The organism is Leifsonia sp. KNZ12-8B (assembly GCF_056755495.1).
This window is the reverse complement of the sequence record NZ_JBPGXM010000055.1, coordinates 1-22,619: the sequence shown is the minus strand read 5'-3', so window position 1 is coordinate 22,619 and position 22,619 is coordinate 1. Positions and strand designations below refer to the sequence as shown.

Annotated in this window: 25 protein-coding genes and 3 tRNA genes; 23 read left to right on the top strand and 5 right to left on the bottom strand. The window is 71.7% G+C overall.

Annotated features, from left to right (window positions below):
• The 7 genes from ACR9ZG_RS10115 to ACR9ZG_RS10085 all read left to right on the top strand — a co-directional run.
• The coding region (locus tag ACR9ZG_RS10115; RefSeq protein ID WP_481284701.1) for an aldehyde dehydrogenase family protein at positions 1–391 on the top strand (391 nt) is incomplete at its 5' end.
• A 328-nt stretch (positions 392–719) separates the two neighbouring features.
• Positions 720–2,150 (top strand): DHA2 family efflux MFS transporter permease subunit, encoded by a 1,431-nt coding sequence (locus ACR9ZG_RS10110; RefSeq protein ID WP_481284700.1) that lies wholly within the window; start codon positions 720–722, stop codon positions 2,148–2,150.
• A 35-nt stretch (positions 2,151–2,185) separates the two neighbouring features.
• A complete protein-coding gene (locus ACR9ZG_RS10105; RefSeq protein WP_481284699.1) occupies positions 2,186–3,079 on the top strand; it encodes an RNA polymerase sigma-70 factor in 894 nt (297 codons plus the stop codon).
• Positions 3,080–3,213: 134 nt separating this feature from the next.
• Positions 3,214–3,618 (top strand): sigma-70 family RNA polymerase sigma factor family protein, encoded by a 405-nt coding sequence (locus ACR9ZG_RS10100; RefSeq protein WP_481284698.1) that lies wholly within the window; start codon positions 3,214–3,216, stop codon positions 3,616–3,618.
• A gap of 113 nt (positions 3,619–3,731) precedes the next feature.
• Positions 3,732–4,685 carry an alpha/beta hydrolase gene (locus tag ACR9ZG_RS10095; RefSeq protein WP_481284697.1) on the top strand — a complete coding sequence of 318 codons (954 nt, stop codon included), beginning with the start codon at positions 3,732–3,734 and terminating at the stop codon, positions 4,683–4,685.
• A gap of 18 nt (positions 4,686–4,703) precedes the next feature.
• A complete protein-coding gene (locus ACR9ZG_RS10090) occupies positions 4,704–5,441 on the top strand; it encodes an alpha/beta fold hydrolase (protein ID WP_481284696.1) in 738 nt (245 codons plus the stop codon).
• Positions 5,442–5,505: 64 nt separating this feature from the next.
• Positions 5,506–6,423 (top strand): alpha/beta fold hydrolase, encoded by a 918-nt coding sequence (locus tag ACR9ZG_RS10085; protein WP_481284695.1) that lies wholly within the window; start codon positions 5,506–5,508, stop codon positions 6,421–6,423.
• A gap of 52 nt (positions 6,424–6,475) precedes the next feature.
• Here ACR9ZG_RS10085 and ACR9ZG_RS10080 read toward each other — a convergent pair.
• From ACR9ZG_RS10080 to ACR9ZG_RS10070, 3 genes are all read right to left on the bottom strand, one after another.
• A tRNA-Phe gene (locus ACR9ZG_RS10080) sits at positions 6,476–6,551 on the bottom strand.
• Between the two features lie 63 nt (positions 6,552–6,614).
• Positions 6,615–6,688: transfer RNA gene (locus tag ACR9ZG_RS10075), tRNA-Asp, on the bottom strand.
• A 48-nt stretch (positions 6,689–6,736) separates the two neighbouring features.
• Positions 6,737–6,809, bottom strand: a tRNA-Glu gene (locus ACR9ZG_RS10070).
• Between the two features lie 318 nt (positions 6,810–7,127).
• Between ACR9ZG_RS10070 and ACR9ZG_RS10065 the strand changes: the two genes are divergently transcribed.
• Both ACR9ZG_RS10065 and ACR9ZG_RS10060 read left to right on the top strand, forming a co-directional pair.
• Positions 7,128–8,408, top strand: coding sequence for a peptidoglycan DD-metalloendopeptidase family protein (locus tag ACR9ZG_RS10065; protein ID WP_481284694.1), 1,281 nt, complete (start codon positions 7,128–7,130; stop codon positions 8,406–8,408).
• Positions 8,401–9,744: a C40 family peptidase gene (locus tag ACR9ZG_RS10060; protein WP_481284693.1), complete on the top strand. Its 1,344-nt coding sequence runs from the start codon at positions 8,401–8,403 to the stop codon at positions 9,742–9,744. The genes ACR9ZG_RS10065 and ACR9ZG_RS10060 overlap by 8 nt, the downstream gene beginning before the upstream one ends.
• A gap of 101 nt (positions 9,745–9,845) precedes the next feature.
• Here ACR9ZG_RS10060 and ACR9ZG_RS10055 read toward each other — a convergent pair whose 3' ends face one another.
• Positions 9,846–10,337: an inorganic diphosphatase gene (locus tag ACR9ZG_RS10055; RefSeq protein ID WP_481284692.1), complete on the bottom strand. Its 492-nt coding sequence runs from the start codon at positions 10,335–10,337 to the stop codon at positions 9,846–9,848.
• Positions 10,338–10,382: 45 nt separating this feature from the next.
• On the opposite strand from ACR9ZG_RS10055, the gene tilS reads away from it, so the two are divergent.
• Together tilS and hpt are read left to right on the top strand one after the other, a co-directional pair.
• Positions 10,383–11,474 carry a tRNA lysidine(34) synthetase TilS gene (gene tilS / locus ACR9ZG_RS10050; protein WP_481284691.1) on the top strand — a complete coding sequence of 364 codons (1,092 nt, stop codon included), beginning with the start codon at positions 10,383–10,385 and terminating at the stop codon, positions 11,472–11,474.
• Between the two features lie 17 nt (positions 11,475–11,491).
• Positions 11,492–12,043: a hypoxanthine phosphoribosyltransferase gene (hpt, locus tag ACR9ZG_RS10045; protein WP_481284690.1), complete on the top strand. Its 552-nt coding sequence runs from the start codon at positions 11,492–11,494 to the stop codon at positions 12,041–12,043.
• 10 nt (positions 12,044–12,053) lie between these two features.
• Here the strand turns inward: hpt and ACR9ZG_RS10040 are convergent, their stop codons facing one another.
• A complete protein-coding gene (locus ACR9ZG_RS10040) occupies positions 12,054–12,608 on the bottom strand; it encodes a TetR/AcrR family transcriptional regulator (RefSeq protein ID WP_481284689.1) in 555 nt (184 codons plus the stop codon).
• A gap of 81 nt (positions 12,609–12,689) precedes the next feature.
• On the opposite strand from ACR9ZG_RS10040, the gene ACR9ZG_RS10035 reads away from it, so the two are divergent.
• From ACR9ZG_RS10035 to panC, 12 genes are all read left to right on the top strand, one after another.
• Positions 12,690–13,085: an alpha/beta fold hydrolase gene (locus ACR9ZG_RS10035; protein WP_481284688.1), complete on the top strand. Its 396-nt coding sequence runs from the start codon at positions 12,690–12,692 to the stop codon at positions 13,083–13,085.
• A 15-nt stretch (positions 13,086–13,100) separates the two neighbouring features.
• Positions 13,101–13,604 carry an alpha/beta fold hydrolase gene (locus ACR9ZG_RS10030; RefSeq protein WP_481284687.1) on the top strand — a complete coding sequence of 168 codons (504 nt, stop codon included), beginning with the start codon at positions 13,101–13,103 and terminating at the stop codon, positions 13,602–13,604.
• 101 nt (positions 13,605–13,705) lie between these two features.
• Positions 13,706–15,709: an ATP-dependent zinc metalloprotease FtsH gene (ftsH, locus tag ACR9ZG_RS10025; protein ID WP_481284686.1), complete on the top strand. Its 2,004-nt coding sequence runs from the start codon at positions 13,706–13,708 to the stop codon at positions 15,707–15,709.
• An 18-nt stretch (positions 15,710–15,727) separates the two neighbouring features.
• Positions 15,728–16,315 (top strand): GTP cyclohydrolase I FolE, encoded by a 588-nt coding sequence (gene folE / locus ACR9ZG_RS10020; RefSeq protein ID WP_481284685.1) that lies wholly within the window; start codon positions 15,728–15,730, stop codon positions 16,313–16,315.
• A complete protein-coding gene (gene folP, locus ACR9ZG_RS10015; RefSeq protein ID WP_481284684.1) occupies positions 16,312–17,118 on the top strand; it encodes a dihydropteroate synthase in 807 nt (268 codons plus the stop codon). The genes folE and folP overlap by 4 nt, the downstream gene beginning before the upstream one ends.
• The gene (gene folB / locus ACR9ZG_RS10010) at positions 17,108–17,506 is read left to right on the top strand and encodes a dihydroneopterin aldolase (RefSeq protein ID WP_481284683.1); all 399 of its coding nucleotides are present in this window, start codon (positions 17,108–17,110) and stop codon (positions 17,504–17,506) included. Before folP ends, folB begins: the two co-directional genes overlap by 11 nt.
• Positions 17,503–18,132, top strand: coding sequence for a 2-amino-4-hydroxy-6-hydroxymethyldihydropteridine diphosphokinase (gene folK, locus ACR9ZG_RS10005; RefSeq protein ID WP_481284682.1), 630 nt, complete (start codon positions 17,503–17,505; stop codon positions 18,130–18,132). The genes folB and folK overlap by 4 nt, the downstream gene beginning before the upstream one ends.
• The gene (locus tag ACR9ZG_RS10000; protein WP_481284681.1) at positions 18,129–18,611 is read left to right on the top strand and encodes a DUF3180 domain-containing protein; all 483 of its coding nucleotides are present in this window, start codon (positions 18,129–18,131) and stop codon (positions 18,609–18,611) included. Before folK ends, ACR9ZG_RS10000 begins: the two co-directional genes overlap by 4 nt.
• Positions 18,595–19,116, top strand: a complete 522-nt coding sequence (locus ACR9ZG_RS09995) for a PH domain-containing protein (RefSeq protein WP_481284680.1) — start codon at positions 18,595–18,597, stop codon at positions 19,114–19,116. Before ACR9ZG_RS10000 ends, ACR9ZG_RS09995 begins: the two co-directional genes overlap by 17 nt.
• The gene (locus ACR9ZG_RS09990) at positions 19,113–20,837 is read left to right on the top strand and encodes a PH domain-containing protein (protein WP_481284679.1); all 1,725 of its coding nucleotides are present in this window, start codon (positions 19,113–19,115) and stop codon (positions 20,835–20,837) included. Before ACR9ZG_RS09995 ends, ACR9ZG_RS09990 begins: the two co-directional genes overlap by 4 nt.
• The gene (locus ACR9ZG_RS09985; protein ID WP_481284678.1) at positions 20,834–21,631 is read left to right on the top strand and encodes a Rossmann-like and DUF2520 domain-containing protein; all 798 of its coding nucleotides are present in this window, start codon (positions 20,834–20,836) and stop codon (positions 21,629–21,631) included. Before ACR9ZG_RS09990 ends, ACR9ZG_RS09985 begins: the two co-directional genes overlap by 4 nt.
• A 58-nt stretch (positions 21,632–21,689) precedes the next feature.
• On the top strand, positions 21,690–22,565 hold the full coding sequence (panC, locus tag ACR9ZG_RS09980) for a pantoate--beta-alanine ligase (protein WP_481284677.1): 876 nt from the start codon (positions 21,690–21,692) through the stop codon (positions 22,563–22,565).
• Positions 22,566–22,619: the final 54 nt, after the last annotated feature.

Sequence of the window (22,619 nt, the reverse complement as noted above, 5' to 3'; positions counted from 1 at the left end):
GACGTTGGTGGCGGGCGGGCGGGGGCGGGTCGCGGGGCTGGACGCGGGGGCGTACCTCCGCCCGACGATCTTCGCGGACGTCGACCCCGGCTCCGAGCTCGCGCAGGAGGAGATCTTCGGCCCGGTGCTCTCGGTGATCCCCTACCAGGACGAGGAGCACGCGGTGTCGATCGCGAACGGCACTCCGTACGGCCTGACGGCGGCGGTGTTCGGCGAGGCCGACCACGCCCTCCGCGTCGCTCGCTCGCTGAAGGTCGGACAGGTCTACCTCAACGGCGCCGACTTCAACCCGGCCGCACCCTTCGGCGGCTACAAGCAGTCCGGGAACGGCCGCGAGCTCGGGCGAGCGGGCGTCGAGGAGTTCACCGAGTTGAAGGCGATCCTGCGCTAGCCGGATGCGCCGTTGCGCCACCGGCGTCGTGCAGGGGCGGGCGCGCTTCGAGGTGTCTCGCATTGGTCTCCCGCCCGTCGATCGGCGTCAATGGCACGATGCGCCCGGCGGCGGGTGGGACCAGCCGTGCTCTGCTTGGCGCAACCCGGGGAGAGGGCCGCCTGAAACCCGGTGTTCCCGCTCTTACCTCACGGCTCGGCCGGGCGCATCGCAAGCTCAGACCGCCGAGGTCCCCGGTCTGTGACGAGTTGGTGCCGACAGGTCACACCCGCGGTCGCTGCCCGGTCTTAGCAGGAGAGCGGGACGACCCCGCACCTTCGGAGGAGCAATGACAACCTGGAACACCCGACTGCAACGCACCGTTCTGGCGGTCGCCGTGCTCGCGACGTTCATCGCCTTTCTGGACGGCAGCGTCGTCAATGTGGCGCTCCCGGCGATCGGCCGGGAACTGGGCGGCGGTCTCGCGGCGCAGCAGTGGGTCGTGGACGCCTACCTGCTGACGCTGGGGTCGGTGATCCTTCTGGCCGGGTCGTTGTCCGACCTCTTCGGGCGTAAGCGCGTCCTCCTGTGGGGGCTGCTCGGCTTCGGGGTGGCGTCGATCGCCTGCGCGGTGGCCCCGACCGCGGAGATCCTCATTCTCGCCCGGGGGCTGCAGGGCGTGGCCGGGGCCCTGCTGGTACCCAGTTCGCTCGCCCTGATCCTGAGCGCCTTCCAGGGGGCGGCCCAGGCTCGCGCGATCGGGGTCTGGACCGCGATCACGAGTCTCGCCAGCATCGCGGGACCCATCGTCGGCGGCGTCCTCGTCGACACGCTTTCGTGGCGCTGGGTGTTCGCCATCAACCTCGCGCCGATCGCCGCGGCCCTTCTCCTCGTTCGAGCCCTTCCTGCGGACCCTGCGGGCACGACGGGCGCGCGCGTGGATTGGGTGGGTGCGCTCCTGGGGGTCGCCGGCCTCGGGCTGCCCGTCTTCGCGCTCATCGAGAGCGGGCGGTTCGGGTGGGGTTCGCCGGTGATCCTCGGCGCGGTGGTGCTCGGCGTCCTCGCCCTCGTGGCGTTCCTGCTGTGGGAGCGCCGGGTCGCGTCCCCGATGCTCCCGCTCTCGATCTTCCGGGAGCGCGACTTCTCCGCAGGGAACGTCGCGACGGCGTTCATCTACGGCGGAGTGGCGGTCGGCACTTTCGCGCTTGCGCTCTTCCTGCAGCAGGGCGCGGGATACACCGCGACCGCGGCCGGCTTCGCGATGGTGCCGTCCAGCATCCTGCTCATCGCGCTCGCTGCCGTGTTCGGCCGCCTCAGCGGAAAGGTGGGCCCGCGGCTCCTGATGACGGTCGGACCGGCGGTCACCGGCGCCGGGTTCCTCCTCATGCAGAGGATCACGGCGAACGCCGACTATCTGACGGAGGTGCTGCCTGCGGTCTGCCTGTTCGGCATCGGGATGGCGATCACCGTCGCGCCCCTCACCGCGACGGTGCTCGGTGCCGTCGACTCGGGCCGGGCCGGGATCGCCTCGGCGGTGAACAACGCCGTGTCCCGGGTGGCGGGGCTGATCGCGGTCGCCCTCGCCGGATCGGTGGGCGGAGCGACGATCGAGCTGGCCGGGTTCCACACGCTGGTCTTCGCCGCGGCGATCGCCCTGTTCGCCGGGGCAGCGGTCTCGGGGCTCTGGATCCGGAATCCTCAGCCCGTGCCGGTGGCCACGGCAGGTGCTGGCTCGGGCCACGCACCCGTCCCCTCTCCGTCGCAGGTCGTCTCTGACTAGATCCGTCGTCGGCGCCAGCAGGTAGCATCGGTCGCATGTCCGAATCGGCTGCTGACGGCGAAGACCTCACGACAGCGGCAGAGGTCTTCGCCGAGGTGCGTCCGAGGCTGTTCGGAATCGCGTACCGGATGCTGGGCACGGTGGCCGACGCGGAGGACATCGTGCAGGACACCTGGTTGCGCTGGCAGGCCTACGACCGGTCGACGGTGCGCGAACCGGCCGCGTTCCTCGCGACGACCGCCACGCGGCTCGCGATGAACTCCTTGCGGTCCGCGCGGGTGCAGCGGGAGACCTACATCGGCCCGTGGCTGCCCGAGCCGGTCGACACGTCCGCGGACCCGACGCTGGGCGCCGAGCGCGGTGAAGCCCTCAGCTTCGCCGTGCTGGTCGTGCTGGAGCGACTCTCGCCCGCGGAGCGTGCCGCATACGTGCTTCGCGAGGCCTTCGACTACCCGTACGCCGACATCGGCCGGATCATCGAGGCGAGCGAGCAGTCCGCGCGCCAGCTGGTCAGCCGTGCCCGCAAGCACCTGGCTGCCGAGAAGCGCTCACGTGTCGTCAGCGAAGCGGAACGCACCCGGCTGCTGACCGCGTTCATGGCTGCCGCTGAACGAGGAGACATGGAGGAACTCGAGAAGCTCTTCGCCGCCGACGTCGTCTCGCTGTCGGACGGCGGTGGCGTCGTGCGGGCGACGCGCATCCCTGTGGTCGGCGTCACCACCGTGGCCAAGTACATCCACGCTTTCGCGTCACGGTTCTGGCAGGGCGCGGTCATGCGGCTCTCGGAGGTCAACGGCGAGCCCGCCATCCTCGCCACCCGGGACGGAGCCGTCTTCGCGGCCGTCACGGCCGAGGTCGGCGACGACGGGATCAGCCGTCTCTTCTGGATTCTGAACCCGGGCAAGCTGGAGCGTCTGCCGGCGGCCTGATGTCACAGAACCACCGCCTGTCCGGTCATAGCTGAGCGGGCGGCCACGAGGCCGTCACTCGTCGTGCGGTCCGGCAGGGGTGCGGACCGCAGGGGCCGAGGATGTCGGCAGGGTTGCCGGTGAGGACCGAGTGCATGAGACGATCGCCGAACGCGCGCGGGCGACCCGATCCAGAACGGTGCCGCGCCGTCGAGGTGTTCCTCCGAGCTCTGGAGGAGGGCGATCTCGCCGGTCTCATCCACGTCGTCGGTCCGACCCCGCGGGTCGTCGTCGACACCGGCGGAGCCCGGGGCGACCTCGATGACATCGACAGCACCGCCGAAGGATGGTGTCTTCTCTATCGTGCGCTCGGCCTCGGCACCCCGTCGGCTCTGAGCTGGGAATCGCGTCCGGTCAACGGAGTGCCAGGGCTGATCGGACGCCGTTCTGGTCGCGTTGCCAGGGTCGTCCTGCTGGCCGGTGCGGTCGGTGAGATCACGGACGTATGGATCGTCGCGAACCCCGACAAGCTCCGGCATTGGAACTCTCCGGGTTCGTGAACGACCAGGGGCCGTGTCCCCCGTTCATGTCACAACTCCAGGACGGCAGTGGTCATAGCTGGGCGAGAGGGCGCGACCGCGGCCTCCGACGACACCGATCGAGGAGTACCGACATGAGTAGACCGATTCTGGAGAAGGAGGCGCAGGACATCGTCGACGCGACGTCCACGCCGCCATTCCTCTACGAGCTCGGACCGGAAGGCGCGCGGAAGGTGCTGGATGACATCCAGTCGGCGCCGATCCACCGGCCGGACGTCGACGAGAAGTGGATCACCGTCCCGGCACCCGTCGGGGATGTGCGTGTGCGGATCATCAAGCCCGTCCATGCGCCCGCCGAGCTTCCCGTCATCCTGTACATCCACGGCGGCGGCTGGGTCATCGGCGACGCGGGGACCCACGACCGGCTCGTCCGCGAGCTGGCCGTCGGAGCACGAGCGGCACTGGCGTTCGTCGAGTACGACCGCTCGCCCGAGGCGCAGTACCCCGTCGCTATCGAGCAGGCGTACGCCACCGCTCAGTGGCTGACCGTGCACGGCGCAGAGCATGGGCTGGACGTCTCCCGGCTCGCCATCGCCGGCGACTCCGTCGGCGGAAACATGACGGCCGCTGTCGCGCTCATGGCGAAGCAGCGCGGGGACGTCACGTTCGTGCACCAGTCGATGTACTACCCGGTGACCGACGCCGCCCAGGACACCGAGTCCTATCGCGAGTTCGCCGAAGGCGCGTACCTCACCGCCAAGGGGATGGCGTGGTTCTGGGACGCCTATCTGCCTGACGTCGCCAAGCGCGCCGAGATCACCGCTTCTCCGCTGCGCGCGACCCTCGACGATCTCGCCGGGTTGCCGGAGGCGTTCGTGATCGTCGACGAGAACGACGTCCTTCGCGATGAGGGCGAGGCCTACGCCCGCAAGCTCACCCAGGCCGGCGTGCGGACCACCTCCGTCCGCTACAACGGCACGGTTCACGACTTCATGATGCTCAACCCGCTGCGGTCCTCCGCCGCCGTGACCGCCGCGATCGAGCAGGCGATCGCCGTCCTGCGCACAGCACTCCACACCGACTACTGAAACACGAGGAGAGAGAAAATGACTGATCAGAAGCCTGCCGTGGTGCTGGTCCACGGCGCCTTCGCGGAGTCCGCGAGCTGGAACGGCGTCATCGAGCGCCTCCACCAGAGCGGAGTCGAGAGCATCGCCGTCGCGAACCCGCTCCGCAGCCTCGCGGGCGACGCCGCCTACCTGCGCGATGTGATCGCGTCCGTCGGACGACCCGTCGTGCTGGTGGGGCACTCGTACGGTGGACTCGTGATCTCCGAGGCCTCCTCGGAGAACGATGCGGTGAGCGCCCTCGTCTACGTCAACGCCTTCGTGCCGGAGCACGGGCAGACGGCGTTCGACCTCTCGAACGAGTTCCCCGGCAGCACCCTCGGAGACGCCCTCGCGACTCGCGAGCTCGCCGATGGAAGCATCGAGCTCATCATCCAGCCGGAGAAGTTCCGGCAGCAGTTCTGCGCTGACGTGTCGGCGGAGACCGCAGGGCTGATGGCGGCAACGCAACGACCGGTCACGCGGGCGGCCCTGACGGAGCCGCTCGCCTCCGAGACCCCTGGCTGGAAGACCATCCCGACGTGGTGCGTGTACAGCGACCAGGACCTCAACATCCCGGTGGCGGAGCACCGCGCGGGGGCGGAACGCGCGCGGGCTCGCGTGAGCCGCGAGGTCCCGGGCGGATCGCATGCGCTCAGCGTCTCCCAGCCCGGCCCCGTCGCCGAGACGATCCTGGCGGCCGTCGCCGCCGTCAGCGCGGCGAACGCCCCGGCGTGACCTCATGGGCGTCCCTGGCGCCGGTAACGCCAGGGACGCCCTCACGGAGCATAGGACAGGAACAATGATGAAGAGATCTCGCCTGGGCGAACTGCGGCATGTCGGCACCGCCACGTTGGATGTCGGCTACCACGAGGTCGGGAGCGCCTCGGGGCGCGCAGTGATCGTCCTCCACGGCTTTCCGTACGACGCGCACAGCTACGTGGAGGTGGCCGGTGCGCTCGCGTCCGCCGGCCGGCGGGTGATCGTCCCCTATCTCCGCGGCCACGGCCCCACAACGTTCCTCGACCCGGCGGAACCGCGCAGCGGCCAGCAGGCAGCACTGGGAACCGACGTCGTCGAGTTGATGGATGCACTCGGACTCGACGACGCCGTCCTCGCCGGCTACGACTGGGGAGGGCGGGCCGCATGTGTGGCAGCTGCCGCGTGGCCGAATCGCGTCCGGGGGCTGGTCTCGGTCAACGGCTACCTGATCCAGGACATCGCCGCAGCCGCCCGCCCGCTGCCACCGTCTCTCGAGGCGGGCTTCTGGTACTTCTACTACTTCCTCACCGAGCGTGGGCGAGCCGGTCTCGCCGCTGATCCCGCAGGCGTCGCAGAAGTGATCTGGCGCCGGAACTCTCCGCAGTGGGCCTTCTCGCCCGACGAGTTGGAGACGGTGTCCGCCTCGTTCGAGAACCCCGACTATGTCGACGTGGTGATCCACTCGTACCGTCATCGCCTCGGCTACGCGGCAGGCGCACCACGCTACGACATCCTCGAACGCTTCCTGGCGGACCAGCCGGTGATCCCCGTGCCGGCCATCACTCTTGACGGCACCGCTGACGGCAACTTCCCGGCGACCGACGGCTCTGCATCAGCCGCACATTTCACCGGTCACCGTGAGCACCGCCAGGTCGAGAACGCCGGCCACAACCTGCCGAGGGAACGTCCGGATGAATTCGTACGCGCCGTACTCGACGTAGAAGCCCTGGGCCGCTGAGGGCAGAAACGAAAAGCCCCCGGATTCCGTATCGGACCGGGGGTTCTTCTCGTGGTGGCTCCGACCGGCATCGATCCGGTGACCTTTCGATTTTCAGTCGAACGCTCTACCAACTGAGCTACAGAGCCGTGGTCGCCGTGGCGACCGTTGTGACGGAAGCCCTTCCGAATCCGGAAGGGCTTCCGTCGAAGCGACCCTGACGGGACTTGAACCCGCGACCTCCGCCGTGACAGGGCGGCACGCTAACCAACTGCGCTACAGGGCCTTGCTTGTGTATTCGATTGTAGTGGACGCCATACCTTGCGATTGACGGTGACCCCAACGGGATTCGAACCCGTGCTACCGCCGTGAAAGGGCGGCGTCCTAGGCCGCTAAACGATGGGGCCGGGCCCACCGGTTCGCTTGCGCTTTCCGATGACCACCGACACGAAAGCATACGGAACATCCGGGGAGAAAGCGAATCGGGCCCGCATCCCGGGCGGGTCCCCGCCACGACCACCGGAATCGGCAGCGCCGCCCCCGGCAATCCGCCGCCACCCCCGCCGAAATGCGTCGGAAGCGCGCCCGGCCGTGGGTGAATGGCGGGGCGGGGAGACACACCCCGTTGCTAGAGTTCCCTGTGTTGCCATCGTTACCGAAGTGATACGCGTGACGGTCGGTGACGACGGGACTGGTGTGACGGACGTTACAGAAGTGAGCGGTGCATGAGAAGCGAGGCGACCAGAGACCGACGCAGCGGACGCGCACGCCCGCGCGGCCTCCGCGCGTTCGGCCGGCTCCGCATGGGCCTCGCCGCCGTCGCGATCGCGGCCGTCGCCGTGGTCGGCTCCGTCGCCGCCCCCGCCTACGCCGACGACTACCCCTCCTGGCAGGACGTGCAGAACGCCAAGGCCAACGAGGCCGCCGCGTCGGCGCAGGTCTCCAAGATCAACGGGCTCATCAGCCAGCTGAAGGGCGAGGTCGCCTCCACGCAGGCGGAGGCCGAGAAGCGCGGCGCCGAGCTGCAGGAGGCGGAGGCCAAGCTCGACGCGGCCACCGTCCGCGCCCAGCAGCTCGAGGACCAGGCCGCCGCCAGCCAGAAGAAGGCGGACGACGCGAGCGTGCAGGCCGGCAAGCTCGCCGCCCAGCTGTATCGGACGGGTGGCCGCAACCTCACGGCCAACCTCTTCCTGAGCGGCAACGGGGCCACCAAGACGAGCCCGGACAAGCTCCTGTCCGACCTCGGCAGCATGTCGAAGCTCGTCGAGCAGTCCAACAAGGTGTACGCCGACGCGAAGGCCGCCCAGAACACCGCGTCCTCGCTCGCCGACCAGGCGGATGTCGCGAAGGCCGAGCGCGAGAAGCTCCGCGTCGCGGCCGACAACGCGCTGAAGGCCGCGATCGCCGCGGCGAAGGCGGCGCAGGACAAGCTCGCCGAGCAGCAGAAGCAGATCGTCATCATGCAGGCGCAGCTGGCCGCGCTCAAGGACACGACCGCCAAGAAGGTCGCCGGGTACGAGGCGGGCGTCGCCGCCGCCGCGGCGGCCGCCGCCGCCCGGGGCTCGGGCGGCCTGCCCGGCGGCTACGTCGGCCCGCAGGGCTGGGCGGTGCCCGCCGCCGGCCCGATCACCGACGGCTTCGGCGCGCGCCCGTCGCCCGGCGGCGTCGGCAGCACCTACCACATGGGCATCGACATCGGCGCGGGCTGCAACGCGCCGATCTACGCGGCCTTCGGCGGGACGGTGGAGTACGCCGGCCCGCTCGGCACCTACGGCAACTTCGTGCTCATCGACAACGGCAACGGCGTCGAGACGGGCTACGCGCACATCCGCGACGGCGGCATCCTCGTCGGCATCGGTCAGGGCGTGGGCGCCGGCCAGCCGATCGCGCGCGTCGGCACGACCGGAGCCTCCACCGGTTGCCACCTGCACTACGAGGTGCGGGTCGGCGGCCAGAAGATCGACGGCATCCCGTTCATGAGAGACAGGCAGGCACCCCTTGGCTGACACCGACAAGACCTCCCGCCTCCGCCCCGGCCTCGCCATCGGCGCGGGCGTCATGGGCGCCGTCACGGCCTCCATCGGCATCGTCACGCCGGCGCAGGCCGTCGACTACCCGTCGTGGAACGACGTGCAGCAGGCCAAGGACAACGTCTCCAATCAGCAGGCGATGATCGCCAACATCACGACGCTGATCGGCAACCTGCAGTCGAGCGTCGACGCCGCGCGCATCCAGTCCGAGAAGGCGGCCGAGGCGTACTTCCAGGCGAAGGACGCGCTCGAAGCCGCGACCAAGAAGCAGGCCGACCTCGAGGGCCAGGCCGCTGCCGCCGCCGAGAAGGCCAAGACCTCGCAGATGCGTGCCGGTCTCCTCGCCTCGCACCTCGCCAAGTCCGCCGGGGGCGGCGACCTCACCGGCGAGCTGCTGCTGAAGGGTGGAGGCTCGGGCTCCGACGCCGACAAGCTCCTGTTCCAGCTCGGCACGATGAGCAAGCTGACCGAGCAGTCGAAGGCCGTGTACGAGCAGGCGACGAAGGACAAGAACGCCGCCGAGTCGCTCAGCGCCCAGGCGAAGGTCGCCAAGACCGAGCGCACGAAGCTGGCGAGCCAGGCCGAGACGGCGCTGGCCGCCGCCAAGGAGGCTCAGGCCGCCGCGCAGAGCGCGCTCGCCGAGCAGCAGAGCAAGTCGACCGAGCTGGTCGCGCAACTCGCCACGCTCAAGAACACCTCGGCGCAGGTCGAGGCGGCGTACCTCCAGGGCGAGCAGATCAAGGCCCAGCAGGAGGCGGCGCGCAAGGCCCAGGAGGAGGCCGAGCGGCAGCGCCAGCTGCAGCAGCAACAGCAGCAGCAGCAGGAGCAGCAGCAGGACTCCGGCGGCGGTGGCGGCGGCGCGCCCGCGCCGAGCGGCGGCGGCGGAGGCGGCTCGTCCAGCGGCGGCGGCAGCGGCCCGGTGGCCCCGCCGAACGGCAACGTCGTCGAGACCGCGATCTCGTACGCCCGCGCCCAGCTCGGCAAGCCGTACATCTTCGGCGGCGAAGGCCCCGGCGGCTACGACTGCTCGGGCCTGACGATGAAGGCGTACGCGTACGCCGGCCTGTACATCGGCAGCCACTCCGTCAACAACCAGTACTTCACCGCGCAGGGGCGCGGCCAGCTCGTCTCCTACTGGGACAAGCAGCCAGGCGACCTCATCTTCTGGGGGAGCGGTCCTGGCGACTTCTACCACGTCGGCATCTACATCGGCGGCGGCCAGATGATCGCGGCCCCGACAGAGGGCGACGTCGTCAAGATCCAGTCCGTCTGGGGCACCCCCTGGTCCCAGGTGGCCCGCCCCTCCGCCTAGCCCGCCTCCGCCTAGCCCGCGAGCACAGGAAAAATGCCCCCGATCGGCTCGATCGGGGGCATTTTTCCTGTACTCGGCGGCTGGCACCGGGACCAGCCGGGTCAGTGGCCCTCGGCGGCCAGCTTGGCGATGGCCTTCTGGACCAGCGCGTCGGCGGCGGCCGCGTCGCCCCAGCCCTCGATGTTGACGAACTTGCCCGGCTCGAGGTCCTTGTAGCGGGCGAAGAAGTGCTCGATCTCCTTGCGGGTCTGCTCCGGGATGTCGTTCACGTCCTGGATGTGCTGCCAGCGCGGGTCCTTGTGCGGCACGGCGATGATCTTCGCGTCGCCGCCCGCCTCGTCGCTCATGTTGAGCACGGCGACCGGGCGCACCTTCACGCCGACGCCCGGGAACACCGGGTACTCGAGCAGCACCAGCGCGTCCAGCGGGTCGCCGTCGTCGCCGAGGGTGTTCTCGAAGAAGCCGTAGTCGGTCGGGTACACGAAGCTCGTGAACAGCACGCGGTCGAGGTAGACGCGGCCGGTCTCGTGGTCCACCTCGTACTTGTTGCGGCTCCCCTTGGGGATCTCGATGACGACGTCGTATTCGGCCATGCCGGTTCTCCTTAGCTCGGGGGAAGACTGCACTAACGTTACTGGATGCCCCTCAACGGAACCCCGGACGCCGACGCCGCCCGAGGCCCCCGCCGGCCCCGGCTGACGCCCCCGATCGCCGACGCGAGGCGGGCCGTCCGGGAGGCGCTCGCCGCCGCGGCCGCGCTCCCGCAGCCCGACCCGCACGACGACCACGGCCCCGTGAGGCCCGAGCCGCTCGCGCCCGGCGCCCTCCTGCTCGTGGGACTGAGCGGAGGAGCGGACTCGCTCGCCCTGGCCGCCGCCACCGCCTTCGAGGCGCCGCGCGCCGGCTACCGGGCGGGCGCGGTCGTCGTCGACCACGGACTGCAGGAGGGGTCGGCCGGCATCGCCGAACGCGCCGCCGAGCAGGCGCGCACCCTCGGCCTCGACCAGGTGCTCGTCGAACGCGTGGAGGTGGACCATGCGGCCGGAGGGCCGGAGGCCGCCGCCCGGACAGCGCGCCATGCCGCCTTCGACCGCGCGGCGACGGCGACCGGCGCCTCCCGCATCCTGCTCGCCCACACCCTCGACGACCAGGCCGAGACGGTGCTGCTCGGCCTCGCCCGCGGCTCCGGCCCGTCGAGCCTGCAGGGCATGCGCCCGGACACGGGGAGGTTGCTGCGCCCGTTCCTCGGCCTGCGCCGCACGGCGACGCGCGCCTTCTGCGCCGACAGCGGGCTGGAGGCGTGGGACGACCCGCACAACGAGGACCGCTCGTTCACCCGCGTCCGCGTCCGGCACGACGTGCTGCCGGTACTCGAGCGCGAGCTCGGCCCCGGCGTCGCGGAGGCGCTGGCGCGCACCGCCGAGCAGCTCCGCGAGGACGACGACGCACTCGACGGCCTCGCCCTGGAGTGGGCGCTGGAGCTCGTGAGCCAGACCGACGACGGCGCGGTCGCGCTCGACGTGCGGGGTCTCGCCGCCGACCCGCCCGCCCTCCGCCAGCGCATCATCCGCCTCGTCGTGTCCGCCGAGTTCGGCGTCTCGCTCTCCCGTGCGCACACGCTGGCGGTGGCGGAGCTGATCACCGCCTGGCACGGGCAGGGACCGCTCGACCTGCCAGGCGTTAGAGTGGTCAGGCAGAACGGGCTGCTCACGTTTCACCCCAACAGCTAAAGGACCAGCACCCCTCCATGGAACTCACGGACGTCCAGAACGACCTGACCGAGATTCTGATCACCGAGGAGCAGATCCGCTCCCGCATCGCCGAGCTGAGCCGCGACATCGAGCGCGACTACGCCGGCAAGGACGTCCTCCTGGTGGGCGTGCTCAAGGGCGCCGTCATGGTGATGGCCGACCTGTCGCGCGAGCTGGCCATCCCGGTGACGATGGACTGGATGGCCGTCAGCTCCTACGGCAGCGGCACGCAGTCGAGCGGCGTGGTGCGCATCCTCAAGGACCTCGACACGGACCTCGAGGGCAAGACCGTCCTGATCGTCGAGGACATCATCGACTCGGGGCTGACCCTGTCGTGGCTGCTCGCGAACCTGCGCAGCCGCAACCCGGAGTCGATCGAGATCTTCACCCTCCTCCGCAAGCCGGAGGCCGCCCGCGTCGAGATCGACGTGAAGTACGTGGGCTTCGACATCCCGAACAAGTTCGTCGTCGGCTACGGCCTCGACTACGCCGAGCGCTACCGCAACCTCCGCGGCGTCGGCATCCTCGCTCCGGCCGTCTACAGCTGACGGCTGCGGTTCACGCCGCCGCCCGCAGAGCGCGCACGCAGCGCTCGATCGCGGGGCGCACGGCGAGGTCGGGATCGACGGTGAGCCGGTGCAGGATGAGCCCGTCACCCAGCGCCATGATCGCCCGGGTGGCGGGGTCGGGATCGGGGATCCCCGCCGCTCTGACGAGCCGCTCGGTCCAGCGCTCGAACTCCTGCCGCTGCCGCCGCAGGGCCGCCCCGAGCTCGGGGTCGGCCGCCAGCTCCAGGAAGAGGGCGTAGCGCGCCCGGGTGCGCACGGCGAACGGGCCGGTCAGCAGCTCGATGACCGCACTGAGCCCCTCCGCCAGGCTGCGTTGGTCGGGTGGGGTCTCGAGCCCCGTCGGGGCGAAGCCGGCCCGCTCGCTCTCGCCGATCCAGTCGACGATCCCGGCGAGCAGCGCCCGGCGCGTGCGGAACCAGTTCGACGTGGACCCGGCGGGCAGCCCGGCCGCCGCGTCCACGCGCGCGTGGCTGAGCGCTCTCACGCCCTCGGTGCCGAGCACCTCCACCGCGGCGTCCAGTGCGCGCTCTCGTGTCGTCGGCATTCCGCATCCTCCCCGTCGGGGTTACTATGACTCTAGTGCACACTATGAATCTAGTAAGTGTGCCGCGACGAAGGAGTCGTCATGAGCACGGTCAGCATCCATCCGGTGGCGGCCGAGTCCTCCGCCTGGTCACCCGCACTGCCGGCGGCGCCCGGATTCGAGCACCTCGTCGTCGAGACCCCCGGTCTGCGCAGCCATGTCGCCGCGCTCGGCGACGGCGACCCGGTGATCCTGCTGCACGGCTTCCCCGCGCACTGGTGGCAGTGGAGGGAGATCGCTCCCGTCATCGCCCGCGCCGGCCATCGGGTGCTCTGCCCTGACCTCCGCGGAACGGGATGGACCTCGGCCGACGACCCGCGCATCGACCGGGAGTCCCACTGCCGCGACCTCGTCGCCCTGCTCGACGCCCTGGGCATCGAGCGCGCTCATCTCCTGGCCCACGACCTGGGCGCCATCGGTGCGGGTCAGCTCGCCTAGGCGCATCCGGAGCGGGTGCGGTCGCTCGTCCAGCTCTCGGTGCCTCCGTTCTTCATGTCGGTCGGCCTGACGGTGATGAGCGGGTTCCGCCACATGCCGGCGCTGCTCCGGCACCGCCGCGGCCGCTCGCTCGCCGGCCTCTTCGACCCCGGGCACATCGCCCATCCGCTGGCGCCGGAGACCATCGACGCGTACCTCGCGCCGTTCGACCGGCCCGAGATCGACGACGCCGTCCGGCGGCTGTTCCGCGGCATGGCCGTGCCGGTGTCCCTGCAACTCGCGCGCGGCGCGTTCGCCCGCCGGCGCCTCCGGCCCCCGACCCTCGCCGTGTTCGGCCGGCTCGACCACCCGTGGGACGAACCCGTGCTCCGCCGCCTCTGCGGAGACGTCTCCCTGCACGCGGACCGCTTCGCGTTCGCCTTCGTCGACGACGCGGCCCACTTCATCACCGACGACGCTCCGGAGGAGGTCGCCGCGAGGGCGCTGGAGTGGTTCGACACCGCCGGGACGGCGCCGTAGCCCGGGCGTCCCGACCGCCTCGGCGGCCCCTCCCGCACCGGGCGCGCCCAGAGCGAACACGCAGCCGACCCACAGCGCCCAGGCGGTACTGTGATCGCATCATGAACGTCAAGAAGATCTTCCGCGGCCCGATCCTGTACGTCGTGCTCGCGATCATCGCGGTGTGGATCGGCTCGAGCCTGATCACGATGTCGGGCTTCAAGGGGGTCTCCACGCAGAAGGGCCTCGAGCTCCTGCAGGAGGACAAGGTCTCCAGCGCCAAGATCGTCGACGGCGAGAACCGCGTCGATCTGACGCTCAAGAAGGCCGAGGGCGACCTCGGCACGCAGGTGCAGTTCTACTACGTGACCCCCCGCGGCGAGGATGTCGTGCAGGCGATCGACAACGCCAACCTGCCCAAGGGCTACGACGACGAGGTGCCGCAGCCGAACTGGCTGGTCAACATCCTCGGCTTCCTGATCCCGGCGCTGCTGATCGGCGTCTTCTTCTGGATCATGATCTCGGGCATGCAGGGCGGCGGCAACAAGGTCATGCAGTTCGGCAAGTCGCGGGCGAAGCTCGTCACGAAGGAGACCCCGAAGGTCACCTTCGACGACGTGGCCGGCTCCGACGAGGCCATCGAGGAGCTGCAGGAGATCAAGGACTTCCTGAAGGAGCCCGCCAAGTTCCAGGCGGTCGGCGCGCGCATCCCCAAGGGCGTGCTGCTGTACGGCCCTCCCGGCACCGGCAAGACGCTGCTCGCCCGCGCGGTCGCGGGTGAGGCGGGCGTCCCCTTCTACTCCATCTCGGGCTCCGACTTCGTCGAGATGTTCGTCGGCGTCGGCGCGAGCCGCGTCCGCGACCTGTTCCAGCAGGCCAAGGAGAACTCGCCTGCCATCATCTTCATCGACGAGATCGACGCGGTCGGCCGTCACCGCGGCGCCGGCCTCGGCGGCGGTCACGACGAGCGCGAGCAGACGCTGAACCAGCTCCTCGTGGAGATGGACGGCTTCGACCCCAAGACGAACGTCATCCTGATCGCGGCGACGAACCGCCCCGACATCCTCGACCCCGCGCTGCTGCGCCCCGGCCGCTTCGACCGGCAGATCGGCGTGGACGCGCCCGACCTCCTTGGCCGCAAGAAGATCCTCGAGGTGCACGGCCGCGGCAAGCCGCTCGCGGCCTCCGTCGACCTCGAGGTGCTCGCCCGCAAGACGCCGGGCTTCACCGGCGCCGACCTGGCCAACGTGCTCAACGAGGCCGCGCTGCTCACCGCCCGCTCCAACGCGCAGCTCATCGACAACCGCGCGCTCGACGAGGCCGTGGACCGCGTGATCGCCGGCCCGCAGAAGCGCACCAGGGTCATGAAGGACCAGGAGAAGCTGATCACCGCCTACCACGAGGGCGGCCACGCGCTCGCGGCGGCGGCCATGCGCCACACCGACCCGGTGACGAAGATCACGATCCTCCCGCGCGGACGCGCCCTCGGCTACACGATGGTGATGCCGCTGGAGGACAAGTACTCGGTCACCCGCAACGAGCTGCTCGACCAGCTCGCGTATGCGATGGGCGGCCGCGTCGCCGAGGAGATCGTGTTCCACGACCCGACGACCGGCGCCTCCAACGACATCGAGAAGGCCACCTCCATCGCCCGCAAGATGGTCACCGAGTACGGCATGAGCGCCGACATCGGCTCGGTCAAGCTGGGCCAGGCCAACGGCGAGATGTTCCTCGGCCGTGACATGGGTCACCAGCGCGACTACTCCGAGCGGATCGCCGAGCGCGTCGACTCCGAGGTGCGGGCGCTGATCGAGAAGGCGCACGACGAGGCGTGGGAGGTGCTCAACAACAACCGGGCCATCCTCGACCGGCTCGCCGCGGCCCTCCTGGAGCACGAGACCCTCGACCACAACCAGATCGCCGAGATCTTCGCCGACGTCGAGAAGCTGCCCGAGCGCCCGCAGTGGCTCTCGAGCGACAAGCGGCCCCTCTCCGACGTGCCGCCGATCGAGTTCCCGAAGGCCCCGATCGACGCCGGCGCCGTCGACGGCGGTGTCGACTCCGAGCCTCCCGCGTCCAAGCCGAAGCGCTCGCCCGCCATCAAGCCGCGGCCAGCGACCGCGTAGGCCGCAGCCGTCGCCCGCATGACCGGATTCGATCGCGCACGCATCGAGGCGGCCGTCGCCGAGATCCTCGCCGCCATCGGCGAGGATCCGGCGCGTCCGGGCCTCGCCGCCACCCCGTCGCGGGTGGCGGACGCGTACGAGGAGTTCTTCGCCGGCCTCGGCGTCGACGCGGCCGCCGAGCTGGGTGAGCCGATCCCGCTGGAGGGGCGCGCCGAGACCGTGCTGCTGCGCGACATCGCCTTCCGCTCGGTGTGCGAGCACCACCTCCTGCCCTTCCTCGGCGTCGCCCATGTGGCGTACCTGCCGGGGGAGGCCGTGGTCGGCCTGGGCCGCATCCCGCGCGTGATCGAGGCGCTCGCCGCCCGCCCGCAGATCCAGGAGCGGCTGACCGAGCAGATCGCGGACGCCGTCGAGGAGGGTGCGGGTGCACGCGGCGTGCTCGTCGTGCTCGACGCCTCCCACACGTGCGTCACGACGCGCGGCGCCCGCCAGACCGGTTCGACGACCGTGACCGTCGCCTCCCGCGGCGTCTTCACCGATCCGGCGGCGCGGGCCGAGCTGATGGCCCTCATCGGCGGCGCGCGCCTCGGAGGCGGCGCAGCGTGACGCTCATCATGGGCGTCCTCAACGTGACGCCGGACTCGTTCAGCGACGGCGGGCTGTGGCTGGAGCCCGAGGCGGCCGTCGAGCACGCCGTCGACCTGGTCGCTCAGGGCGCCGACATCATCGACGTGGGCGGAGAGTCGACCCGGCCGGGCGCCCTCCACCTCGACCCCGCCGAGGAGCAGGCGCGCGTCCTGCCGGTGATCCGCCGGCTCGCCGCCCAGGGCGTCATGGTCAGCGTCGACACGATGAACGCCTCCACCGCGCGGGCGGCCGCCGACGAGGGCGCGACCATCATCAACGACGTGTCCGGCGGCCTCAACGACCCGGGGATGCCCGACGCGGTGCTCGCAACGGGCCTCCAGTACGTCGTCATGCACTGGCGCGGCCGGCTCGACTCCGGCGACTCGCGCGCGGTCTACACCGACACCGTGCGGGAGGTGCGCAGCGAGCTCTCCGCCCGTGTCGCCGACCTGCTCGACCGCGGCGTCGACCCGGCGAAGCTCGTCCTCGACCCCGGACTCGGCTTCTCCAAGACGGCCCAGCACAACTGGCAGGTGCTCGCCGGCCTGCACGAGTTCGAGACCCTGGGCTACCCCGTGCTGATCGGCGCCTCCCGCAAGCGGTTCCTCGGCGCGCTGCTGCCCGAGGACGCGAGCGCCGCCGACCGCGACGCGCCGACCGCGGTCATCTCGGCCCTCGCGGCGCGCGAAGGGGTGTGGGCGGTGCGCGTGCACGACGTGGCCTCCACCCGGATCGCCCTCGATGTGGTGCGCGCGTGGCAAGCTGGACGCGATGACCAGTAGCGATGGCGGGCCGGCCGGCCCGCGACCGGCCGACGCGATCGTGCTCACCGGCCTGCGGGTGCGGGCCCATCACGGCGTGTACGCGTTCGAGCGCGAGGAGGGGCAGGATTTCGTGGTCGACGTGACCGCCTGGCTCGACCTCTCGCCCGCAGCGGGAGGGGACGACCTCGCGCGCACGGTCCACTACGGCGAGCTCGCGCAGGAGGTGCACGATGCCGTCGCGTCCGATCCCGTCGACCTCATCGAGACCGTCGCCGAGCGCGTGGCCGGCGTGGTCCTGGCCCATCCGCCCGTCCACTCGGTCGAGGTGACGGTGCACAAGCCGGACGCGCCGATCGCCGTGCCGTTCGGCGACGTCGCCGTCCGCATCCTGCGGGGGCGGTCGTGAGCGCCGGGGCGGTGGGCCGCCCGCAGCGCATGCGCGTCGGCTCGCCCGCGGTGCTGGCCTTCGGGGGCAACCTCGGCGACCGGGAGGCGACCCTCCGCGCGGCGCTCGATGCGCTGGCGGCCGAGCCGGGCCTCCATGTGGAGGCGGTCTCGGGCCTCTACGAGACGCCCGCGCTCAAGCCGGCCGGGATCGACGAGGCGGCGCCCGCGTACCTCAACGCCGTCGCGCGCATCCACACGATCCTCGACCCGCTCGCGCTGCTCGCCCTGGTGAACCGGGTGGAGGACGAGCTGGGGCGCGTCCGCGAGGAGCGCTGGGGCGACCGCACGATCGACATCGACATCGTCGACTACGGCGGCATCGTGTCGGACGACCCGCGCGTGACGCTGCCGCACCCGCGCGCCCACGAGCGCGCGTTCGTGCTGGTGCCGTGGCTGGAGGTGGATCCGGAGGCCGTGGTCGCCGGCCGCGGGCGGGTCGCCGACCTCGCGGCCGAGGCCACCGACCCGGTGACCCCGTACCGCGCCTCGGCCCCCTGGCCGAGTCGTGAGCTGAGCTCACGACTCGCGTCGAGTGGTGACATGAGCTCACGACTCGGCGAGGGCGACGGGGAGGTCCGCTCGTGAAGCGCACGCGCGTCACCACGCTGCTCGGGCTCGCGGTCGCCGGCCTGGTCGTCGGCTTCCTGGGCGAGCTGGCCGCGTCGAGCCTGGGGGCCGCCGCGTTCATCCCTCCGCTCACCCTTCCGATCACGCTCGTGGCCGTGGCGATCATCATCGTCGCGTTTGCGGTGCCGATCCGGCTGGCCGTGCGCGGGCGCAGCTCGCGCCGCATCGACCCGTTCCAGGCGATGCGCGTCGTGGTGCTCGCCAAGGCGTGCAGCCTCAGCGGCGGCCTGCTCACCGGCGCGGGCATCGGCATCCTCGCCTACCTGCTCAGCCGGGACGTCATCCCCGGCAACAACGCTGTGCTGCAGTCCGCGCTCGCGCTGGCGGGCGCCGTGGTCCTGCTCGTCGGCGGCCTGATCGCCGAGGCCTTCTGCACCCTCCCGCCCGACGATGACGACGACGACGAGCCGGAGAGCGTCCATGTCACGAACCGCTGAGCCCGCCGGCGGCGCGCCCGGCCCCGACCGCATCGACCTGAACGTCGGCGAGTGGAGGCGCGTCTCGCCCAAGTACGTCGTCGTCGTGCTCGTCGGCGCACTGATCAGCGGCATCGTGCTCGCGGCGGCCGCCGCCTTCCTGTGGCTGGTCGCGGGCTGGACGTTCGGCTGGATCCTGCTCATCGTCGTCGCGATCGGCACGGTCACCTCGCTGATCATCGCGCCGCGCCGCGCCCGCTCGATCGGGTACCTGCTGCGCGAGGACGACCTCCTGTTCCGCCGCGGGATCATGTTCCAGCGCTTCGTGTCCGTGCCGTACGGGCGGATGCAGCTGATCGACATCACGCGCGGCCCGGTCGGCCGGATGCTGGGGCTGGCCGACCTCAAGTTCGTCACGGCCGCCGCCTCCACCGGCGTCATGATCCCCGGCCTGCCCGACGCGGAGGCCGCCGAGCTGCGCGACCGCCTGGTGACGCTGGCCGAGAGCAGGCGGGCGGGGCTGTGACCGCGCCGACGCCCGCCGGCCCGCTCTCACCCGCCGAGCGCGCGGCGGAGCGGTACACCGACGGGGAGTGGCACCGCCTCCATCCCGCCACCCCGCTGCTGCGCGGCGGCATCGTGTTCGTCGCGGTGCTCGGCTTCGTGCTGTCGAACCTGCGCGAGCGGATCATCGGGTTCTTCGTCGGCGGCGACGAGTTCCGCGGCGGCGACCCGCTCGACGAGATCTACAACCGCGGCTGGGAGGGGTGGGCGCTGCTGGCGCTCGCGATCGTGCTGGTCGCCTGCATCGGCGCCTTCTACCTCGCCTGGCGGATGCACAGCTTCCGGATCACCGAGGATGCGGTGGAGGTGCGCAGCGGCATCCTCTTCCGCACGCAGCGCAAGGCGCGGCTCGACCGCATCCAGGGCATCAACGTGGTGCGGCCCGTGCTGGCCCGCATCTTCGGCGCGGCGAAGCTCGACATCACGGTCGCGGGTCACGACGCGAACGTGCAGCTCGCGTACCTCGGCTCCGCCCTCGCCGACGGTCTGCGGTCGGACGTGCTGCGGCTCGCGTCCGGCGTGCGCGCGGCGGAGGCGGCCGAGGCGGCGGCGACGGCTGCAGCGCCCGCGACGGACTCGTCGGCGGCCGACCCAGCCGCAGCAGGCGCGCCCGGGTCGGTCGCCGCGGTCCCCGGCGCGCTCGCCGGCACCGCCTCCCGCACCCAGGCGGTCGGCGACCTCGTCAACCGCCGGGTGCACGAGTTCCTTGCCCCCGAGCTCGACCCGACGGCCGCTCCACCGGAGTCGGTGGTGAAGATCCCGCCGCTGCGGCTGCTCGGCTCGCTCGTGCTGAGCGGCTTCACCGTCTTCCTGCTGTTCGTGATCGTCCTGCTGGTGTGGGGCACCGCGACCGGGTCGGTCTGGCTCGCCTTCGTCGTGCTGCCGGGCCTGATCGGCTCCGCGAGCTTCTACATCAACCGCTTCACGAAGTCGCTGCGCTACTCGATCGCCGGGACGCCGGACGGCGTGCGGGTCGGCTTCGGCCTGCTCAGCACCAGCAACGAGACGCTGCCGCCCGGCCGCATCCACGCCGTGGAGGTGCTCCAGCCGCTGCTGTGGCGGCCCTTCGGCTGGTGGCAGATCCGGATCGACACGGCGGGGCGCTCGCGCGAGAAGGGCGCGGCGGGCCAGGCGAACACGACGATGCTCCCGGTCGGGGACGCGGAGGACGTCGCACGTGTCCTGGCTCTGGTGCTGCCGGGCTTCGCGACCGCAGAGCACCGCGCGCTCATCGCGAGCGGCATGCAGTCGCGCGGCCACGACGACTGGACGAGCAGCCCGCGCCGAGCGGCGTGGCTGCGGCCGTTCTCGTGGCAGCGCACCGGGTACCGGCTCGTCGACGGCGCCGTACTGCTCCGCCGCGGCATCGTGTGGCGCAGCCTCGCGCTCGTGCCGCTCGCGCGCCTGCAGAGCCTCGAGCTGCAGCAGGGTCCCGTCGAGCGCGCGCTGCGGCTGGCCGAGGCGCGCTTCCACACGGTCAGCGGACCGGTCCGCCCGCGCCTGGCGGCGATGGACGCCGAGGAGGGCGTGCGGCTGTTCCAGGCCGTCGCCGCCGGCGCGGTGACCGCCGCCGAGAGCGACCACAGCCACCGGTGGGGGAGGCTGGAGCAGCCGCCGGCGCCGGTTCGACCGGCACAGGCCGCACCGACGGAGACCGCCACGACCGAGGGAGATCAGCCATGAGCGCCGCGCAGCGATCCGGACGACTCGGCCTCGGCGTCGTCGGCGCCGGCCGCGTCGGCCCCGTGCTCGGCGCCGCGCTCGCCGGTGCCGGCCACGCCGTGGTCGGTGTCACCGCCGTCTCCGAGGCGAGCCGGGAACGGGCGGAGGCGATGCTGCCGCAGGCGCCGCTGCTCGACGTGCCGACGCTGATCGAGCGCAGCGAGCTCGTGCTTCTCGCGGTGCCGGACGCCGAGCTGCCCGGCCTCGTCGCCGGGCTCGCGGCGACCGGCACGTGGCAGCCCGGCCAGATCGTGCTGCACACCGCGCCCGGCTACGGCATCGGGGTGCTGCAGCCGGCGGCCGCTGCGGGGGCCATCCCGCTCGCCGTGCATCCCGCGCTGGAGTTCACCGGGACGAGCCTCGACCTCGCCCGGCTGGCCGAGAGCTACTTCGCCGTGACCGCTCCCGCGCCCGTGCTGCCGATCGCGCAGGCGCTGGTGGTCGAGATGGGCGGCGAGCCGGTCGTGGTGGCCGAGGAGGACCGCCCGGCCTACGCGGAGGCGATCGCCACCGCGACCGCCTTCTCCCGCTCGATCGTGGAGCAGTCGACCGGCATCCTGCAGCGGATCGGCGTCGAGCATCCCGGTTCGTTCCTCAGCTCGCTCGTGCGCTCGGCGGTCGACAACGCGCTCACCCGCGCGGGCGCCCGCCCGAGCATCGACGACGTCCTTGACGCGCTGCAGGACGGCCGTCCGGCGGCCGAGCCAGGCGATCCCCGCGACGACGGCCGCGGCTGGTACCTCGGCGGCGAGTAGCCTGGTTGCCGGCCGTCTCCCGCGCGCCCGCCCGGGCGCCCCGGCCGGAAGGAGCCCGATGCCCCAGGTCGTCACCACCATCTCCGAGCTGCGCGAGCGCATCGCCGCCGCGCGCGCCGACGCCCGCCTGGAGGGTCCGGCCGACGCCCCGGCCGCACGGGTCGTCCTGGTGCCGACGATGGGCGCGCTGCACGACGGACACCGTCGGCTGGTCTCGGCCGCCCGCGACCTCGGCGGGATCGTGGTCGTCTCGATCTTCGTGAACCCGCTGCAGTTCGGCGCGGGGGAGGACCTCGACCGCTACCCGCGCACGCTCGACGCCGATGTGGCGGCGCTGGAGGGGCTCGCCGATCTGGTGTTCGCCCCGAGCGCCGCCGAGATGTACCCGCACGGCCCCGCCTCCACCCGTGTCGTCGCGGGGGAGGCCGGCTCGCGCTACGAGGGCGCCTCCCGCCCCGGGCACTTCGACGGCGTGCTGACCGTCGTCGCGAAGCTGTTCAACATCGTCCAGCCCGATGTCGCCGTGTTCGGGCAGAAGGACGCCCAGCAGGTGCACCTCGTCGGCCGGATGGTGGACGACCTGGACCTGCCGCTGCGCATCGCCGTGATCGACACCGTGCGCGAGGATGACGGGCTCGCGCTCTCCAGCCGCAACCGGTACCTCGACGACGAGCAGCGCACGTCCGCCGTCGTCCTCTCCCGCGCACTGGCGGCGGGCGCCGACGCCGCCGAGGGAGGCGTGGAGGCCGTGCTCGCCGCGGCCCGCGCCACCCTGGAGGCCGAGCCAGCCGTTAAGCTGGACTACCTGGTGGCCGTCGACCCGGACTCGTTCGCCGAGGCCGGGCCGGAGCATCACGGGCCCGCGCTGCTGCTGATCGCCGCCCGCGTCGGCACGACGCGGCTGATCGACAACCGCCGGGTCACGCTCGCCTGAGCACGACGCTCGGCCGAGCACGACGCTCCACGCCAACCCACGACGCCCACCCAC